The sequence below is a fragment of the Rhizobium sp. BT-226 genome, assembly GCF_025847085.2.
GTDB classification, from domain to species: domain Bacteria; phylum Pseudomonadota; class Alphaproteobacteria; order Rhizobiales; family Rhizobiaceae; genus Rhizobium; species Rhizobium sophorae.
Window position 1 is genome coordinate 760,476 of record NZ_JAOYTI010000001.1, and the last position, 17,638, is coordinate 778,113.

Genomic DNA, 17,638 nt, shown 5'->3' on the forward strand with positions numbered 1-17,638 from the left:
TTCGTCCGATAAGCCTTAGTTCTCAGCAACCGATAATCAGGAAGGAAACAGTTATGAAGAAACTCGTGCCCGCATTTCTTTTGGCCTGCACCGCAGTTGCCGCGCCCATGGGCGTATCCATGGCGCAGGATGCCAAGCTTGCCCCGATCTTCGACTACGTGAAGAGCGACGTAACGCCCTGGTTGAACGACCCCGCCATCATCGAGGCCGTCAAGGCGCAGGACGCTGCCAACGCCAATCTCAGTGCGGCCGATATCGACGCCCTCGACAAGAAGTGGCGCGCCGAAGTCGATGGTTCCGACCATTCGATGATCGACGGCGTGCTCAACAATGCGCTGTCGAAATTCCTTCAGGCAAAGAAGGAGGCCTCCGGCGGCAAGATCACTGAGATCTTCGTCATGGATGCCAAGGGCCTGAATGTCGGCCAAAGCGACGTCACCTCAGACTACTGGCAGGGCGACGAGGGCAAGTTCCAGAAGTCCTTCGGCGCCGGCAAGGATGCCGTCTTCGTCGATGAGATCGAAAAAGATGAATCGACCCAGACGCTCCAGTCGCAGGCAAGCGTGACGATATCAGACGACACGGGAACACCGATCGGTGCCATCACCGTCGGCGTGAACGTCGACGCCCTCTGATCTCAAAGACCCTGAGCACGTCGCACGAGTGAGATCGAGTGCGACGGGCTTCCTGCCCCGGTGGGTGTAGTTCGCGCAAGAGCAGTTGCTGTCCCCAGGAGCGTCCGGTTTAGGCAGAAAAATCTGCGTGACAATGCGCGGGCGTGACGCTAAATCAGCGTCATGTCGAACACGTCAATCAACGCCTCGCGATTTTATTGGTACCGCTGCTCTCAGCGGACGCGGGTCCATGCGTAATTGAATTCGACGCGACGACAACCCGAACAGCCGCTAGTCTACCTGGCGGCTTTTTTGTTCCGCACGGTATGACCAAACAGGAGCCATACCGTGTCTGATGCTATTGATGATCTACGTATCCTCGAGATCACGCCCCTCACCAAACCCGCCGATATCCTCGCAGAAATTCACCGCGATACTGCCGTCACCGAGACAGTGACCAGCAACCGCGATGCGATCCACAAGATTCTCCGTGGCGAAGACGATCGCTTGATTGTCGTGATCGGCCCCTGCTCCATCCACGATCCGGTTGCCGCCCGGGAATATGCCGCGCGGCTCGAGGAACAGCGGCGGCGCTTTGCCGGCGATCTCGAGATCGTCATGCGCGTCTACTTCGAAAAGCCCCGCACGACCGTCGGCTGGAAGGGCCTGATCAACGACCCACACCTCGACGGCAGCTACCGCATCGAGGAAGGGTTGAGGATTGCACGACGCCTGCTGCTCGATATCAATGCAATGGGCCTTCCGGCCGGTGTCGAATTCCTCGACACGATCACCCCGCAATACATCGCCGACCTCGTCAGCTGGGGCGCGATCGGCGCCCGCACGACCGAAAGCCAGATCCACCGGCAGCTTGCCTCCGGCCTCTCCTGCCCGATCGGCTTCAAAAACGGCACCGACGGCGGTGCGCGCGTGGCCCTCGATGCGATCCTCGCCGCCTCGCAGCCGCATCACTTCCCTGCGGTCACCAAGGACGGCCAGGCGGCCATCGCCTCAACGACGGGCAATGAGGACTGCCACATCATCTTACGCGGCGGCAAACGGCCGAACTATGAGGCGGCTGACGTCGAAGCTGTCACCGCCGAAGCCGTCAAGCTCGGCGTCGCCCCGCGCATCCTCATCGATGCCAGCCATGCCAACAGCGGCAAGGATCCGTTGAACCAGCCGCGCGTCGTCAAATCCGTCGCAGCGCAGATCGCCGCCGGCAACAACGACATCAAGGGCATGATGATCGAAAGCAACCTCGTCGCCGGCCGCCAGGATCTCCTTCCTGGCAAGCCGCTGGTCTACGGCCAGTCCATCACCGATGGCTGTATCGACTGGGATATGTCGGTCGCCGTGCTGGAAGACCTCGCGAAATCGGCACGCGATCGTCGCAAGGCAGCGGCGGCCTAACCCGCCGGAAAGTACCGGACATAGGCGAATTCTTCGCCGTCTGGTGACCAGCAGGGCACGTTGATCGTGCCCTGCCCGCCGAAAAGCTCGAACAGCGTCTTCAGATTGCCGCCGTCCATGTCCATCAGCCGCAGCCGCACGTCGAGATCGCGCGGATGGTCGAACACTGAAGGGTCGTAGGACAGGATCAGCACCTTGTCATTCGAAGGCGACGGATGGGCGAACCAGTTGCCGTAATCGTCCGATGTCACCTGGTGGAGACTCGTGCCATCGGGATGGATGCGCCAGATCTGCATCAGCCCGGTGCGGCTGGAATTGAAATAGATCCACTGTCCGTCGGCGGAATAATCCGGTCCGTCATTGCGGCCCTCGCCATGCGTCAGCCGCGTCTCGGTGCCGCCGTCGACGGAGATCGTGTAGATATCGAAGAGGTCGTCGCGGATGCCGCAATAGGCAAGCTGGCGCCCGTCCGGCGACCAGCCATGCCAGTAGGATGGCAGGTTCTGGGTGATCAGCCGCGGCGTGCCGCCTTCGATCGGCAGGATATAGATCGCCGACTTGCCGAATTCGGTCTTGTCGGAAATGACGATCTCAGTGCCATCGGGCGAAATGCCGTGATCATTGTTGCAGTTGACGGCAAAGCCGGTATCGACCTTGACCACCTCGCCGCCATCGAGCGGCAATCTGTAGAGCAGCCCGTCGCCGTTCAAGAGCAGGGTGGAACCGTCGGGCGAGAAGTTCGGCGCCTCGACCAGCCTGTCCGTCTGCCAGACTTCGCGCGCCCAGCCCGTCCTGACATTGTATATCTCAACCGAGCTGCGCATGTTTCCTCCCGCAAAGCTTGATGCCGTCAGCGATCTCAATTGCGTCAGCGATCCCGGAAACGGTTGGTGATCGGATAGCGCCGGTCGCGGCCGAAATTCTTCTTGGTGATCTTCACGCCGGGCGCCGATTGCCGGCGCTTGTATTCGGCGAGATAGAGCAGGTGCTCGACCCGGTGGACGGTCGCAACATCATGGCCGCGTGCGACGATCTCCTCGACCGCCATCTCCTTTTCCACCAGGCATTCGAGAATATCGTCGAGCACGGGATAGGGCGGCAGTGAATCCTGGTCCTTCTGGTCCGGGCGCAGTTCGGCCGATGGCGCCTTGTCGATGATATTTCGCGGGATCACCTCGCCTGACGGTCCCAACGCCCCCGGCGGCACATTTTCGTTGCGCCAGCGGGAAAGCGCATAGACCTGCATCTTGTAGAGATCCTTGATCGGATTGAAGCCGCCGTTCATGTCGCCGTAAAGCGTGGCATAGCCGACCGACATTTCCGACTTGTTACCCGTCGTCACCACCATCGAGCCGAACTTGTTGGAGATCGCCATCAGGATGACGCCGCGCGCCCGACTCTGCAAGTTCTCTTCGGTGATGCCGCTATCCGTCCCCTCGAAAAGGCTGGAGAGCGCATTGCTGAAGCCCGTCACCGGCTGCTCGATCGGCACGATGTCATAGCGGCAGCCAAGCGCCTTGGCGCAATCGGCCGCATCCTTCAGCGAATCCTCGGAGGTGTAACGGTAAGGCAGCATGACGGTGCGTACCCGCTCCTCGCCAAGTGCGTCGACGGCGATCGCCGCGCAGATCGCCGAGTCGATGCCGCCGGAAAGGCCGAGCACGACGGTCTTGAAGCCGTTCTTGTTGACATAATCGCGAAAGCCGAGCAGGCAGGCGCGGTAATCGGCCTCCTCGCGCTCGGGAATATGCGCCATGGGCCCTTCGGCGCAGTGCCAACCGCTGTCGCCGCGCTTCCATGTCGTCACCGCCAGCGCGGTTTCGAACTGGCTCATCTGGAAGGCGAGCGACTTGTCGGCATTGAAAGCGAAGCTCGCGCCGTCGAAGACCAGCTCGTCCTGGCCGCCGAGCTGGGCGGCATAGATCAGCGGCAGCCCGGTCTCGATCACCTGCTTCAGCACCACCTGATGGCGGATATCGACCTTGCCCCGATAATAGGGCGAACCGTTCGGCGACAGCAGGATTTCAGCCCCGCTTTCGGCCAGCGTCTCACAGACGCCGAGATCGCCCCAGATATCCTCGCAGATCGGAATGCCGATGCGCACGCCACGAAAATTCACCGGCCCCGGCATGGCGCCCTGATCGAAGACACGCTTCTCGTCGAACTCGCCGTAGTTCGGCAGGTCGATCTTGTCGCGCACCGCGATCACCTTGCCGCCGTCGAGCACGGCGACCGAATTGTAGCGCCCGGTCTCGTCCTGCCGGGGAAAGCCGATGATGACGCCCGGTCCGCCATCGGCGGTATCGGCCGCGAGATTCTCGACCGCCTTCCAGCAGGCGCGGATGAAGGCGGGCTTCAGTACAAGGTCCTCCGGCGGATAACCGGAGATGAAAAGCTCGGTCAAGACGAGCAGATGCGCGCCCTCCCGGGCAGCGTCAGCGCGCGCCTCACGCGCTTTGGCGAGATTGGCTGCGACGTCGCCGACAGTTGGATTGAGCTGGCCGATGGCGATGCGGAAGATATCAGAGAGCGCGTTTTCCTGTGTCATGTCATTTATTTAGCCTGCAGCTTCCGCAACGGCAACATGTTCGCTGCGAAAGCACCACCCGGCAGTGACCAAATTTTTATGAAGGGTGCGCCAGAGCGCCGCGGGACTCGATACACATTGCAATTTACAGACGGAGCGGAATACTGCGCCGGAAGCGACAGCATCGGAAACACAGCCATGAATAACTTTTCGAACTTCGTGCACCATCATTTCGACAAGCCAGCCGAAGAGCTCGGCACGATCGAGAAGCGCGTGCTGGCAAAAGCGCACGCGCGCAAGATCATCTCGACCGACGTCAATGCCGCCTTCTCCGCCGAAGCCTCATTCGGCGAGCGTATCGCCGACGGCATCGCCCGCGTCGGTGGCTCCTGGTCCTTCATCATCGCCTTCCTCGCCTTTCTCGTCGTCTGGACTGTGATCAACACCATCATCCTGGCGACCGGCGCTTTCGACCCCTACCCCTTCGTCTTCCTGAACCTGATCCTGTCGATGCTTGCCGCCATCCAGGCGCCGATCATCATGATGTCGCAGAACCGCCAGGCCGAGCGCGACCGCTTCGAGGCCGCCAAGGATTACGAAGTCAATCTCAAGGCCGAGCTCGAAGTGCTCTCGCTGCACCAGAAGATCGACATGAGCGTGCTGACCGAACTGACGGCGCTGCGCGAGGATGTGGCTCGCCTCAGCGCTGCGCTTGCCGCCAAGGGTTAAACCGGATTCACCGCGTATTGCGGCAGGCCGTCCGATATTTCGTAGAAATCGCCCTTGTCGGCGCAGTAGATATGGTGGCCGAATGCAAGCCCACTCGGTTCGTCGAAAGCGCCTGCCATCACCGAAATCTCCGCCGATCCGTCCGCCTGCCAGAACAGCGCGGAACCGCAATTCGAGCAGAAGCCACGCTGCGCCTCCTCGCTCGACCGGTACCAACGGACCGCCTCGGTGCCTTCTACCGAAAGAGCCGCGCGGGCCACGTTGACCGCGGCGTAATAAAACCCCGTCTGCCGGCGGCACTGCGAGCAATGGCAGCCGACGACAGGTCCTGGCTTCGCCGTCGTTGAAAATCGCACGGTGCCGCAAAGGCAGCCGCCTGTATGCCGTTCAGTCATGATCGCTCTCCCGCTTATGACGGAACGTTGCCGCCGATCGCCCGCGGCGTCAAATCCATTCCCTTCAACAAAATCATCAGAAATTTTGAGGATCGTCGTCCTTATGCACTTGGCCGGCGCGACTCCCGTGTTGCTTGTAGACAACACCCGCCAACCTCCTCCCAGCATCGCATTGAATCGATCGCGGTTGTCGGCAATACTAACGGCTCAATTCAATCTCGGGAGACTGACATGAGAGCGACCCTGTCCGAACAGAAAGGAAACATCCCCCACAAGGACATTCAGCTTCATGAACATTCGGTTCTCCCGCGCGAGGAAAAGCTCGCGACGCCATAACCTCTTCCTGAAATTCTTCCGCGACGATGCGAATGCCGCCGACCGCGAGCGGCGTTGGTCGCGTATGCGCAAATTCCTCTCCTACTACCGTCCGCACTTGCCTTTGCTGCTGGCGGATCTGCTTTGCGCCATCCTTGTCGCCGGCACGGCGGTCGCCCTGCCGCTCTGCGCCAACGTCGTCACCAGCCGGCTTTTGACTCTGCCCGACGCACCGCAGGCTTTCGCGCAGATCCTTGTGATGGGAGGCATCATGTTGACCGTTCTGGCCGTCCAGATCGTCGCCATCTTCTTCGTCGATTATCGCGGCCACGTGATGGGCGCGCGCATCGAAGCGACGGTGCGGCAGGAACTCTTCGAGCACTGCCAGAAGCTCTCGTTCAGCTTCTACGACCGCCAGCGCACCGGACAGCTGATGAGCCGCATCACCAATGACAGCCTGTGGCTGGGCGAGCTCTTTCATCATGGCCCCGAGGATCTTTCCATCGCCGTACTCAAATACGGCGGCGCCATGCTGGTGCTGTTCTTCATCGATCCGCCATTGGCAGGCATCATCCTGCTGCTCACCCCGGTGGCGGTCGCCTACGCGCTCTATTTCAACCGCCGCATGAACCGCGCGCTCGAAGCCAGCAAACGGCAGATCGCCGCCGTCAATGAACGCGTCGAGGATGCGCTTGCAGGCATCCGCGTGGTCCAGTCCTTCGCCAACGAGGCGCTGGAGAAGGAACGCTTCGCCGAGCAGAACCGGCGCTTCCTGCAAAGCCGCGCCGAAGGCTACCGCAGCGAAGCCTGGTTTTCAGTCGGCACCGAAACCTTCGCCCAGCTCGTCACCATATTGGTGATCATCGTCGGCGGCCTGCGCATCCTGGCGGCGGAGCTGACCGTGCCTGATATGCTGACCTTCCTGCTCTGCGTCGCCGTGCTGGTCGATCCTGTGCAGCGGCTGGCGAATTTCGTGCGCCTCTGGCAGGAGGGTTATACCGGCTTCGTCAGGGCCATGGAGATCCTGGAAATTGCCCCTGACATCACCGATCGGCCGGAAGCGCGGCCGATGCCGGCACCAAGGGGCGAGATCAGTTTTTCCAACGTCGCCTTCGGTTACGAGGCCGATGGCCCGCGGGTGCTCGAGCAGCTGTCCCTCACCATCGCCCCCGGGGAGTTCGTCGCCCTGGTCGGCCCGTCAGGGGTCGGCAAGAGCACGCTTTGCGCGCTGATACCGCGTTTCTACGATGTCGAGGCCGGGGCGATCCAGATCGATGGCATCGACATCCGCGATGTGACGCTGGCCTCGCTCCGGCGCCATGTCGGGGTGGTACAGCAGGATGTCTACCTGTTTGCCGGCACGGTGGCGGAAAACCTGCGTTATGGCCGGCCCGACGCCAGCGATGCCGAGCTGGAAGCCGCCGCGCGCGCCGCCAATGCGCACGACTTCATCATCGCCCTGCCCCATGGCTATGACACAGATATCGGCCAACGCGGCGTCAAGCTCTCGGGCGGCCAGCGCCAGCGCATCACCATCGCCCGCGCCTTCCTCAAGAATCCGGAGATCCTGATCTTCGATGAGGCGACCAGCGCGCTCGACAACGAGAGCGAACGGGCGGTGCAGCAGGCGCTGCTCAGCCTGGCAAACGGCCGAACCACCCTGGTCATCGCCCACCGCTTGTCGACCGTCCGCCATGCCGACCGCATCCTGGTTCTGACGGCTGATGGCATCGCCGAACAGGGCACCCATGACGAGCTCATGGCGCAAGACGGCGTCTACGCCAATCTGCACAGTGTCCAGGCGAGTATATGAGTGCAGCAACAAAAAGCACGGATCGCCCCGCGATCGGACAGCCGAAAAAACCGGCCAACCCCTCTTTCGTCATGCTCGGGCTTGTCCCGAGCACCTGCCGACGGCTCAGCAGATCCTCGGCACAAGGCCGAGGATGACGCCGAGTGAAGGGCAAGGCCAGTCAACAGAAAGCCCGGCGGAACCGGGCTTTTATCATATGTTTTGGCCTAATCTCAGCCGTTGGCAACCATCCGCTTCTCGTCGCGGCCGCCCTTCATGCGTTCGGCAAGCAGGAAGGCCAGCTCGAGTGCCTGGTCGGCGTTGAGGCGCGGATCGCAATGGGTGTGGTAGCGGTCCTGCAGGTCTTCTGCGGAGACCGCGCGAGCGCCGCCGGTGCACTCGGTCACGTCCTTGCCAGTCATCTCGATATGGATGCCGCCCGGATGCGAGCCTTCGGCGCGGTGGATCTGGAAGAAGCTTTCGACTTCCGACAGGATCCGCTCGAAGGGACGGGTCTTGTAGTTGTTGAGCGTGATCGTGTTGCCGTGCATCGGATCGCAGGACCAGACGACCTTGCGGCCCTCGCGCTCGACGGCACGAATGAGCTTCGGCAGGCTGTCGGCGACCTTCTCATGGCCGAAGCGGCAGATCAGCGTCAGGCGCCCGGCCTCGTTGGCAGGATTCAGGATGTCGATCAGTTGCAGCAGGTCGTCGGCCTGCAGCGACGGGCCGCATTTCAGGCCGATCGGGTTCTTGATGCCGCGGCAATATTCGACATGCGCATGGTCGGCCTGGCGCGTACGGTCGCCGATCCAGATCATGTGGCCCGACGTTGCATACCAGTCGCCCGATGTGGAATCGACACGGGTCAGCGCCTCCTCGTAACCGAGCAGCAGCGCCTCATGGCTGGTGAAGAAGTCGGTCTCGCGCAGGCTCGGATGGTTTTCCGAGGTAATGCCGATCGCCTTCATGAAATCCATGGTTTCGCTGATCCGGTCGGCAAGTTTGCGGTAGCGCTCGCCCTGCGGGCTGTCCTTGACGAAGCCGAGCATCCACTGATGCACGTTTTCGAGATTGGCGTAACCGCCCATCGCGAAGGCGCGCAGCAGGTTCAGCGTTGCAGCCGACTGGCGATAAGCCATGGCCTGGCGTTCCGGATTCGGAATGCGCGACTCCTCGGTGAACTCGATGCCGTTGATGATGTCGCCGCGATAGGCCGGCAGCGTCACGTCGCCCTGCTTCTCGACATTCGACGAACGCGGCTTGGCGAACTGGCCGGCGATGCGGCCGACCTTGACGACCGGCAACTGCGCACCGAAGGTCAGCACCACGGCCATTTGCAGGAAGGCGCGGAAGAAATCGCGGATATTGTCGGCGCCGTGTTCGGCGAAGCTCTCGGCGCAGTCGCCGCCCTGCAGCAGGAAGCCGTTGCCTTCGGCGACATTGGCGAGATGCTTCTTCAGGCGGCGCGCTTCACCTGCAAAGACAAGCGGCGGATAGCTGGCGAGCGTGGCTTCCGTTGCCGCCAAAGCGGCTGCGTCGGGATATTCGGGAACCTGCAGGATCGGTTTTTGCCGCCAGCTGCTCGGGGTCCAATTGTCTGCCATCTCACTCACCTGTTCTCACATCCATACCTCAGGATGCCCTCAATATGCGGCGGCTTATAGACCTTTAGACCCGGCTTGCAAAGACCATTCGCCGACAGTTGTCGCCTCGCCGCCGCCGCCCACCCTGCTCTGGTTAAACCAGCATATACCATGTCGATTTTCCCATATTTTAGACTTTCAATGTAGAACCGGAGAGAGTTTCAATTTCGGGGACGTGGCATGGCAATCCTTCCGCCCGGTTTCATATCGGACCGCTCGGGCAATTTCGGCATCATGACGGCACTGCTGGTGGTGCCGCTCTTCGGTGCGGCCGGCATGGCGGTGGATTTCGCCCACGCACTCAGCTTGAGGACGCAGCTCTACGCCGCTGCCGATGCCGCCGCCGTCGGTTCGATCGCGGAGAAATCCGGCGCGGTCGCAGCCGCCATGACCATGAGCGGCAACGGCACGATCTCGCTCGGCAAGGACGACGCCCGCAATATCTTCATGTCTCAAATGTCCGGCGAGCTAACTGACGTTCATGTCGATCTCGGAATCGACGTCACCAAGACTGCCAACAAGCTGAATGCGCAGGTTTCCTTCAGCGCGACCGTGCCCACCACCTTCATGCGCATCCTCGGCCGGGACTCGATCACGATCGCCGGCGCCGCGACTGCCGAATATCAAACCGCCGCCTTCATGGATTTCTACATCCTGCTCGACAACACGCCCTCCATGGGTGTCGGCGCGACCCCGAGCGACGTCTCGAAGCTGGAGGCCAAGACAGGCTGCGCCTTCGCCTGCCACCAGATGGACAAGAGCACCAACAACTACACCATTGCCAAGAGCCTCGGCGTCGCCATGCGCATCGATGTGGTGCGTTTGGCCACCCAGGCACTGACCGACACGGCCAAGACCGAGCGTGTCAGCAGCGACCAGTTCCGCATGGGCGTCTATACTTTCGGCACCAAAGCCGAAGACGCGAAGCTGACGACCATTTCGGGCCTCACCTCCGACCTCACGAAGGTGAAAAATTACACAGACGCGGTCGACCTGATGACCATTCCCTACCAGAACTACAACAAGGACCAACTCACCAATTTCGACAGCGCCATGACGCAGATGAACACCATCATCGATACTGCCGGTGATGGCACATCGAATATCAGCCCGCAAAAGATCCTGTTCTTCGTTTCCGATGGCGTCGGCGACAGCTACAAGCCGTCGACATGCACCAAGAAGACGACCGGCGGTCGCTGCCAGGAGCCGATCGATACCTCCTTCTGCAAGCCCTTGAAGGATCGCGGCGTCAAGATCGCTGTGCTCTACACCACCTACCTGCCGCTGCCGAGCAACGACTGGTATAAAGACTGGATCAGGCCGTTCCAGAGCGAGATCCCGACGAAGATGCAGGCCTGCGCCTCGCCCGGCCTTTATTTCGAGGTGTCGCCGACCGAAGGCATCGCCGAAGCGATGAAAGAACTCTTCCTCAAGGTCATCCGCGCGCCGCGCATCACCAGCTAAGAGGGCTCAAATCCGCTTGCCGTCGCGGATCCGATAGCTCGGCGCATACATGGTGACGAGCTCTTCGGCCGCCGTCGGGTGCAGCGCCATCGTCCGGTCGAAATCGTCCTTGGTGCAGCCTGCCTTCAGCGTGATGCCGAGCAGCTGCGCCATCTCGCCGGCATCGTGGCCGAGGATGTGGGCGCCGACCACCTTGCGGCTTGCCGCATCGACGATCAGCTTCATGATCATCCGCTCAGCCCGCCCGGAAAGCGTGGCCTTCAGCGGCCGGAACTGGGCGCGGTAGACTTCGAGTTCGGAATAACGCTTGCCCGCCTCCTCTTCCGAGAGGCCGACGGTGCCGATCTCAGGCTGCGAGAAGACGGCAGTCGGGATCAGCTCGTAGTCCGGCCGGGTCGGATTATTCTTGTACTCGGTCTCGATGAAGCACATCGCCTCGTGGATCGCCACCGGCGTCAGCTGTACCCGGTTGGTGACATCGCCGAGCGCATAGATGTTTTCGACATTGGTGCGGGAATATTCGTCAACGATAACGGCGCCGCGTTCGTCGACGGCGACGCCGGCCGCCTCGAGGCCGAGGCCTTCGGTGTTCGGATCGCGCCCGAGAGCCAGCATGACGACGCCGGCTTGCAGCGTGCCGTTGTTCAGCGTCTCCAGAATGAGCCCGTCCTCACCCTTCGAAACCTTCTGCAGCGTGTCGTGGCAAAAGATGCGGATGCCCTTGGCGGCCATCGCCTCATGCAGCCCACGCCTCAGATCCTCGTCGAAACGCGACAGGATCTCGGCGCCGCGATAGATCAGCGTCGTCTCGACGCCGAGACCATGGAAGATATTGGCGAACTCGACGGCGATATAGCCGCCGCCCGCGATCACGATCGATTTCGGCAGCTCTTCGAGATGAAAAGCCTCGTTGGAGGAGATGCAGAGCTCGTGACCGGGAAGCGCTGCATGCGGATTCGGCCGTCCGCCGGTGGCGATTACGATCGTCTTTGCCGTCACCGTCTGTCCGGTCTTCAGCAGCCGGACCGTATGGGCATCGACGAGTTCCGCGCGCGTTTCCAGGATCTCGGCATTGGCGCCGGCGAGACCTTTCTTGTAGAGGCCCTCCAGACGGGCGATTTCAACATCCTTGGCCGCCACCAGCTTCTTCCAGTCGAAGCTGCTTTCGCCAACCGTCCAGCCGAAGCCCGCCGCATCCTCGAAATGCTCGTGGAACTGCGAAGCATAGACGAAGAGCTTCTTCGGCACGCAGCCGCGGATGACGCAGGTGCCGCCGTAGCGATACTCCTCGGCGATCGCCACTTTCTTGCCGAGCGATGCGGCGACACGGGCGCCGCGCACGCCTCCGGAACCGCCGCCGATGACGAAGAGGTCGTAGTCGTAGGAAGACATGAGGAGCTCCGGAAGGGAATCGCAGGACGGATGTTCCTGATATAGGGGCGATCGTCATGAAAACAAAAGCCCGCTCCTGCGTCATCCGGTTCCCATTGCCGAATCTTCATTGTACAGGGCTGACCCCAGTCACCGTTTACGGTTGACCCGGTCGGCCGAGGCTGGCAGGCAATCCATGGGATGGAAAAGAATGGCGGAGCAAAAGATGGATCAAACTCTCTTCAGCAACCTGTGCAAGGCCGGCAAATTCAAGGAAGCGCTCGGCCTCGCTATTCAAGGCCATGAGAATGAAAAATACACGCCGAGCCGCTTCTCGATCGATAAGAAGACGAGGCTGCCGATCTTCTATCGTGGCAACAAGCGCGTAGAGCCGGATGAGACGGGTGAATGGCAACTTGCAAAGAACCCGAACCCGTAGGGGCTGAGTTGCGGCGCACATGCGTTGCCAATTGCATATGCTTAGCGATCGGCGCTGTCAGCGGGTAATCCGGAAATCCGTCGGGTTCTCCTCAAGCTGGGTTGCTTCCGTCTCGACGCTCGAAACAGACGCCCCCGAAGGCCCGCGCCTGAAACGCTCGATCATTGTCGTGACGGCGGCGTCGGGTCCTGCGATCACAGCGACGACAGCCCCGTCCTCTTCATTGCGAACCCAACCCGTCAAGCCGAGCCGCACCGCCTCATCGCGGGTCCAATAGCGAAAACCCACACCCTGGACCTTGCCGGATATCCGCACTCGGACGGCCCTACCGTGATCGGACATGTCTGCAGTCACCTGAAGCCTCGCCGGCAGCATTTACCGCATCATAACAAAAAAGCCCGGACGATGCCGGGCTTTTGTAAATTTGATGGGCCAGACCTTACTGCTGGGCAGCCGGTGCCGGAGCCGGAGCGGTCGGGCTGTCGGTTGCCGGCGGCGGTGCCTTGATCACCTTGGAAAGCTCGGCGTTGCTCTGTTTTTCCAGGTCGCGGGAAATGCCCTGCGCCCAGATGTCGGCAGCCTTCGCCGTCTCGCGCGAGGCGACCGGGCCATCGCGCAGCAGCTTCTTGCCGACGTCGGAATTATAGAAGTCGGCGATCGCCTTCAGCTCTTCGACGGTGAAGGTCTTGGCATAGGTCAGTGCCGCCTCCTTCTCCAGATCGCCGCGGCGCGGCGCCAGCGCCAGCGCCTGCGCATCGACCGTCGACGAAATGATGTCCTGGTAGTTCGGCGAATCCTGGATCAAGCCGGCCTTCAGACGCTCGGCGAGACCGGGCAGGATGTTGTCGAACTGAGCCGTGGCGCCGATGGCGTCGATCGCCGCGCGAGACGCCTTCAGCTGCTCCTCGGAGACTTCCTGCGCCTGGACGGCGGAGACGAAGGCAAGCCCGGAAAGAACGACGGTCGCAGCGGCGAGACGGCCAAGACCTGCAATGTTCATCATGAGTATATGCTCCTGTTATCTGTTTGCCTGCAGCGTGCGCGCACCCGCAGGACCGGCAATGATCGCAAGTGCCGCCATATTGATAAAGAGCCCGTGTTCAACGACGCCGGGTATGGAATTCAGCTCGCTCGAAAGCGCCTCTGCATCAGGAATGCGGCCAAAAGATGCATCGATGATGTGATGGCCGCCATCCGTGGTAAACTCTCCGTCACCCGACTGGCGCAGATCGAGTTCACCGGCAAGACCGAGCCGAGCCGCGACCTTTTCGATGGCGATCCGTGTCGAGACGAGCCCGAAAGGATTGACCTCGATCGGCAGCGCGAAGGCGCCGAGCGTTTCCACCAGCTTGCTCTCGTCGGCAATGACGATCATTCGCTCGGAGGCGGCCGCGACGATCTTTTCGCGCAACAGCGCGCCGCCACCGCCCTTGATCAGCCTGAGCGCCTGATCGACCTCGTCGGCGCCATCGATCGTTAGGTCGAGTGCCGGCAGTTCGTCGAGCGACTTCAGCGGCACGCCGAGTTCGACGCAGAGCCGCGCGGTTCGTTCGGACGTCGGAACCCCTTCGACCCTGAAGCCGCCCGCGACCTTCTCCGCCAGCAGGCGAACGAATTCTTCCGCCGTGCTGCCGGTGCCGATCCCGAGACGCATCCCGCTTTCGACATGAGCGAGTGCGGCCTCGGCGGCCTTGATCTTCATTTCGCGGGCATCCATGCGCCGCCAGCTCCGATTATTGCGTTGGATGTGCTGTTTACACGGCTCGCCTAGCAAACGAAAGTCAAAATCATCACGGAAAATGAAAAGCCGAAACAGAGGCCTGCAGCCTTCCCAACCATCGCCGGACGTTGCTTTCCGCCGCATGATCGCCTACCTCAGGACGATCCATCGCTTCTCAAGACGACCATCGCTCAAAGAGACATGCCCTTGACCCCTGTTCCCGCTCGCCCGGCGCTCGTCGTCTTCGATCTCGACGGCACCCTTCTCGATACCCACGTAGATCTGGTCGAGAGCCTGAACCATACGATCGCGGCCCTTGACCTCGAACCGGTCAGCTACGACGACCTCACTCATCTCGTCGGCCAGGGCGCGCGCGTCATGATCGAGCGCGCCTGCCGGCTGCGTGGCCATCCGCTTGAAAGCGACGCCTTGCCGCCGCTGGTCGAGCGTTTCGTCGCCCATTATGCCGGCAACATGCCCGGCCGGACCGAACCCTATCCGGGCCTGGTTGCCGCGATGGACCGGCTGAAATCTCAGGGTTACCGCCTCGCCGTCTGCACCAACAAGATGGAGAGCCTGGCGCTCGGCCTGCTCGGCAAGCTCGAGCTTACCCGATATTTCGACGCCATCACCGGCGGCGACAGCTTCGAATATCGCAAGCCCGACGCCCGCCACCTCACCGGCACCATCGAACGTGCCGGCGGCGACATCACCCGCACCGTGATGATCGGCGACAGCGTCAACGACATCGCCGTTGCGAGAAACGCCGGCGTACCGTCGATCGCCGTGCCTTTCGGTTATTCGGATGTGCCGGTCTCAAGCCTCGATCCGGATAAGATCATTATGCATTACGATGAGCTGACGCCGGAACTGGTGGAGAGACTGTTGCGGGAGTTTGCGACGAAGGTTGCGGTCTGAGGCGGCCGCTCACCTCTCCTCCCTCCTTCCTGTGCTCGTCACAGGAATCCAGCCACGGCGCGTCAGCGCCGTGAATGAATCAATACCTCAAGGGAAGAGTCCTTCGCGCCCAATGACTTGGGCGCACTGGATTCCTGTGACGAGCACAGGAATGAGGGAGATGGTAGTCGCGGTTCTCGCCAAGTTTTTTGCCAACGCGGATAAAGCCCATTCATCCGAAGCTTCGGGCCACACTTCACTTCTATGGCGCGCAAACGCCGCCAAAAACAAAACGGGCGGCCCGGAGACCGCCCGCCAGCACCACTAATCAAATCCGATATCAGATCTGCGCCCCTCGCGCCTTGCTCGTCGCGTCGAAAGCCTTGTCGACATAAGCGTCGCGGCCGTAGACGTCGTCGAAATATTCCACCACGCCGTCCTTGTTCGGCCAGGCGGTGAAGTAGGAGACGTAGACCGGGATCTTCTGCGGCACGCGCACCGCATGATTCTGGCCGCTGGCGATCTGCTTGGCGACGTCGTCGACCGTCGTGCCGAGCACGGCGGCCGCCATCGCGCGCGGATCGGCAAGGCGCACGCAACCGTGGCTCAGCGCCCGCATGTCGCGCTTGAAGAAGCTCTTCGACGGCGTGTCGTGCATGTAGATCGCGTGGCTGTTCGGGAAGAGGATCTTCAGTTCGCCGAGCGCATTGTCGCTGCTCGGCGGCTGGCGCACCGAAACATTATTGGTCGAGCCATACCAGTCGACACTCGACGAGGCGACGGCGTGGCCGTTCACCTCGACCTCATAACCGAGCTGGTCGAGATAGTTCGGATCCGAGCGCAGCTTCGGCAGCATCTCGTTGATGATGATCGACTGCGGCACGCCCCAGAAAGGGTTGAACTCGACCGTCTCGATTTCGTCGTCGAAGAAATAGGTCTGGTTGTTCTTGCCGCCGACCACTACGCGCATCGACAGCTGTTCCTTGCCGTCATTGTGGTAGTAGACCATGTAAGCCGGCTGGTTGATCATGACGTAACGGGAACCGAGATCCTCCGGCAGCCAGCGCGCCTGCTCCATGGCGACGACGAGCTTGTCGATCTTCGAGGCATTGGTATCGCCGCCGGTCATGGCGCGCACCGTCGCCTGGCCGATGACGCCATCGGGCTTCAGCCCACGCTCTTTCTGGAAATCCTCGACCAGCGAAACGATGTCGGGCGAATAGTCGATGCTGCCGGCGTAAGCAGCAAGCGTTGCCGCATGATCGGTCCTCAGCGTTTCGGAACCGTGCTTGCCAATCGCCTTGACGATATTGGCGATCTCCGGCGAGCTGTCGCCAGGCCTCAGCAACCTGTCGAGCGAAACGACGATTCGCTCCTCATTGCCGCCGTCGGCGGCGCGAAGCTTGGCAAGCTCCGCCTTCAGCGCCTGGAACTGCGGACTATCAGGCGAGCGGCTGGCGATGTAGGCGCCGACATCGGGGCTCAGGCGGGCAAGCTTCAGCACCGGGGCCAGATTGACCACCTTGCGCTGGAAGTCGTGATAGCCGGAGATCTTGTTCGGATCGATGCGGCCGCGCACCGTGTCCTGCACGAAGGCGAGCACCTTGGCGGAGAGATCGAGCTCGAACTGTGTCAGCGCCCGATCGCGAAAGGCGGGATCGGGATTGGCCGGGTCGATATCAGGCGTCTGGACGGCGTAATCCGCCGGGTCGAGGCCAACGAAGGACGCATCGGCAAGTACCAGCATCGCCGACTTGGCGCGGTCGTTGATCTGGTTGCCTTCGACCCAGACAAGCGGATTGCGGCTGTCGCCGTAATAGGCTTCAAGCGCCTTTGCGACGTCGGCATTGGCGCGCACCTTGGCCTGCGCCAGGAAACGGCGCTGCACGGCCGGCTCGGCGCTGGCATCACCGCTGCCCGAAACATCGGCGACCGCGCCGGTGACGACGGGATCGGCGAACCTGCCGGTGTCGACGAACTGCAGCGTCTCAGTTTTATAGGTATAATAACGCGGACCGCTCACCTTCGGCAGCGGCGCTTCCGGGTCGAGCCCGCCAAGCGATCCGCCAACGCCGCCCCGCTGGCCTACGCGGCCGGGCGGCATCTGGTCCATGAAGATAGTGCTCTGGGTCCGCTGCCTATCGCCGCGCAGCATATCCATCAGTGTGTAAGCATGCGCGGGAGCGGCGCTCATCAATGCCACGCCGCAGGAAATTGCCAACGCGGATGCCGCGCTTTTCAAAACGAAGGTCATATATATTCCAGTCCCGGTGTCATGCTGTTCTCAGCTCAAATCCCGCGAAACTCAAGCAGCGT

At 61.6% G+C, this 17,638-nt stretch carries 17 protein-coding genes; 8 read left to right on the forward strand and 9 right to left on the reverse strand.

What is annotated here, in order from left to right; all coding sequences use genetic code 11:
- The first annotated feature begins 53 nt into the window (after window positions 1-53).
- Window positions 54-635 (forward strand): hypothetical protein, encoded by a 582-nt coding sequence (locus OIU37_RS03920; RefSeq protein WP_168311182.1) that lies wholly within the window; start codon window positions 54-56, stop codon window positions 633-635.
- Between the two features lie 327 nt (window positions 636-962).
- Window positions 963-2,027 carry a 3-deoxy-7-phosphoheptulonate synthase gene (locus tag OIU37_RS03925; protein ID WP_264255860.1) on the forward strand — a complete coding sequence of 355 codons (1,065 nt, stop codon included), beginning with the start codon at window positions 963-965 and terminating at the stop codon, window positions 2,025-2,027.
- Here OIU37_RS03925 and OIU37_RS03930 read toward each other — a convergent pair.
- A complete protein-coding gene (locus OIU37_RS03930) occupies window positions 2,024-2,851 on the reverse strand; it encodes a hypothetical protein (RefSeq protein WP_264255862.1) in 828 nt (275 codons plus the stop codon). The two genes, OIU37_RS03925 and OIU37_RS03930, sit on opposite strands and share 4 nt — an antisense overlap.
- Window positions 2,852-2,895: 44 nt before the next feature.
- On the reverse strand, window positions 2,896-4,575 hold the full coding sequence (locus OIU37_RS03935) for an NAD+ synthase (RefSeq protein WP_168311179.1): 1,680 nt from the start codon (window positions 4,573-4,575) through the stop codon (window positions 2,896-2,898).
- 177 nt (window positions 4,576-4,752) lie between these two features.
- Here OIU37_RS03935 and OIU37_RS03940 point away from each other — a divergent pair, with 177 nt between their 5' ends.
- Window positions 4,753-5,283, forward strand: a complete 531-nt coding sequence (locus tag OIU37_RS03940; RefSeq protein WP_264255865.1) for a DUF1003 domain-containing protein — start codon at window positions 4,753-4,755, stop codon at window positions 5,281-5,283.
- On the opposite strand, the gene OIU37_RS03945 is transcribed toward OIU37_RS03940, so the two are convergent.
- On the reverse strand, window positions 5,280-5,678 hold the full coding sequence (locus tag OIU37_RS03945) for a GFA family protein (protein WP_264255866.1): 399 nt from the start codon (window positions 5,676-5,678) through the stop codon (window positions 5,280-5,282). The two genes, OIU37_RS03940 and OIU37_RS03945, sit on opposite strands and share 4 nt — an antisense overlap.
- Between OIU37_RS03945 and OIU37_RS03950 the strand changes: the two genes are divergently transcribed.
- A complete protein-coding gene (locus tag OIU37_RS03950; RefSeq protein ID WP_264255868.1) occupies window positions 5,664-6,014 on the forward strand; it encodes a hypothetical protein in 351 nt (116 codons plus the stop codon). The two genes, OIU37_RS03945 and OIU37_RS03950, sit on opposite strands and share 15 nt — an antisense overlap.
- Entirely contained in the window at window positions 5,968-7,806 is a 1,839-nt protein-coding gene (locus tag OIU37_RS03955; protein ID WP_264255870.1) for an ABC transporter ATP-binding protein, read from the forward strand. Before OIU37_RS03950 ends, OIU37_RS03955 begins: the two co-directional genes overlap by 47 nt.
- A 212-nt stretch (window positions 7,807-8,018) precedes the next feature.
- On the opposite strand, the gene OIU37_RS03960 is transcribed toward OIU37_RS03955, so the two are convergent.
- A complete protein-coding gene (locus tag OIU37_RS03960) occupies window positions 8,019-9,392 on the reverse strand; it encodes a class II 3-deoxy-7-phosphoheptulonate synthase (RefSeq protein WP_029875504.1) in 1,374 nt (457 codons plus the stop codon).
- A 219-nt stretch (window positions 9,393-9,611) separates the two neighbouring features.
- Here OIU37_RS03960 and OIU37_RS03965 point away from each other — a divergent pair, with 219 nt between their 5' ends.
- On the forward strand, window positions 9,612-10,895 hold the full coding sequence (locus OIU37_RS03965) for a pilus assembly protein TadG-related protein (RefSeq protein ID WP_182211286.1): 1,284 nt from the start codon (window positions 9,612-9,614) through the stop codon (window positions 10,893-10,895).
- 6 nt (window positions 10,896-10,901) lie between these two features.
- On the opposite strand, the gene gor is transcribed toward OIU37_RS03965, so the two are convergent.
- A complete protein-coding gene (gene gor, locus OIU37_RS03970; RefSeq protein ID WP_264255877.1) occupies window positions 10,902-12,287 on the reverse strand; it encodes a glutathione-disulfide reductase in 1,386 nt (461 codons plus the stop codon).
- A 205-nt stretch (window positions 12,288-12,492) separates the two neighbouring features.
- Between gor and OIU37_RS03975 the strand changes: the two genes are divergently transcribed.
- The gene (locus OIU37_RS03975; RefSeq protein WP_064648318.1) at window positions 12,493-12,705 is read left to right on the forward strand and encodes a hypothetical protein; all 213 of its coding nucleotides are present in this window, start codon (window positions 12,493-12,495) and stop codon (window positions 12,703-12,705) included.
- A 57-nt stretch (window positions 12,706-12,762) separates the two neighbouring features.
- Here the strand turns inward: OIU37_RS03975 and OIU37_RS03980 are convergent, their stop codons facing one another.
- From OIU37_RS03980 to rpiA, 3 genes are all read right to left on the reverse strand, one after another.
- Window positions 12,763-13,047 carry an acylphosphatase gene (locus OIU37_RS03980; RefSeq protein ID WP_264255879.1) on the reverse strand — a complete coding sequence of 95 codons (285 nt, stop codon included), beginning with the start codon at window positions 13,045-13,047 and terminating at the stop codon, window positions 12,763-12,765.
- Between the two features lie 97 nt (window positions 13,048-13,144).
- Entirely contained in the window at window positions 13,145-13,708 is a 564-nt protein-coding gene (locus tag OIU37_RS03985) for a DUF2059 domain-containing protein (RefSeq protein ID WP_264255881.1), read from the reverse strand.
- A 15-nt stretch (window positions 13,709-13,723) separates the two neighbouring features.
- The gene (gene rpiA / locus OIU37_RS03990; protein WP_138329249.1) at window positions 13,724-14,422 is read right to left on the reverse strand and encodes a ribose-5-phosphate isomerase RpiA; all 699 of its coding nucleotides are present in this window, start codon (window positions 14,420-14,422) and stop codon (window positions 13,724-13,726) included.
- 204 nt (window positions 14,423-14,626) lie between these two features.
- Between rpiA and OIU37_RS03995 the strand changes: the two genes are divergently transcribed.
- Window positions 14,627-15,343, forward strand: a complete 717-nt coding sequence (locus OIU37_RS03995; RefSeq protein WP_182211283.1) for an HAD family hydrolase — start codon at window positions 14,627-14,629, stop codon at window positions 15,341-15,343.
- A 319-nt stretch (window positions 15,344-15,662) separates the two neighbouring features.
- Here the strand turns inward: OIU37_RS03995 and OIU37_RS04000 are convergent, their stop codons facing one another.
- Window positions 15,663-17,576: a murein L,D-transpeptidase gene (locus tag OIU37_RS04000; RefSeq protein WP_240603152.1), complete on the reverse strand. Its 1,914-nt coding sequence runs from the start codon at window positions 17,574-17,576 to the stop codon at window positions 15,663-15,665.
- Between the last annotated feature and the right edge of the window lie 62 nt (window positions 17,577-17,638).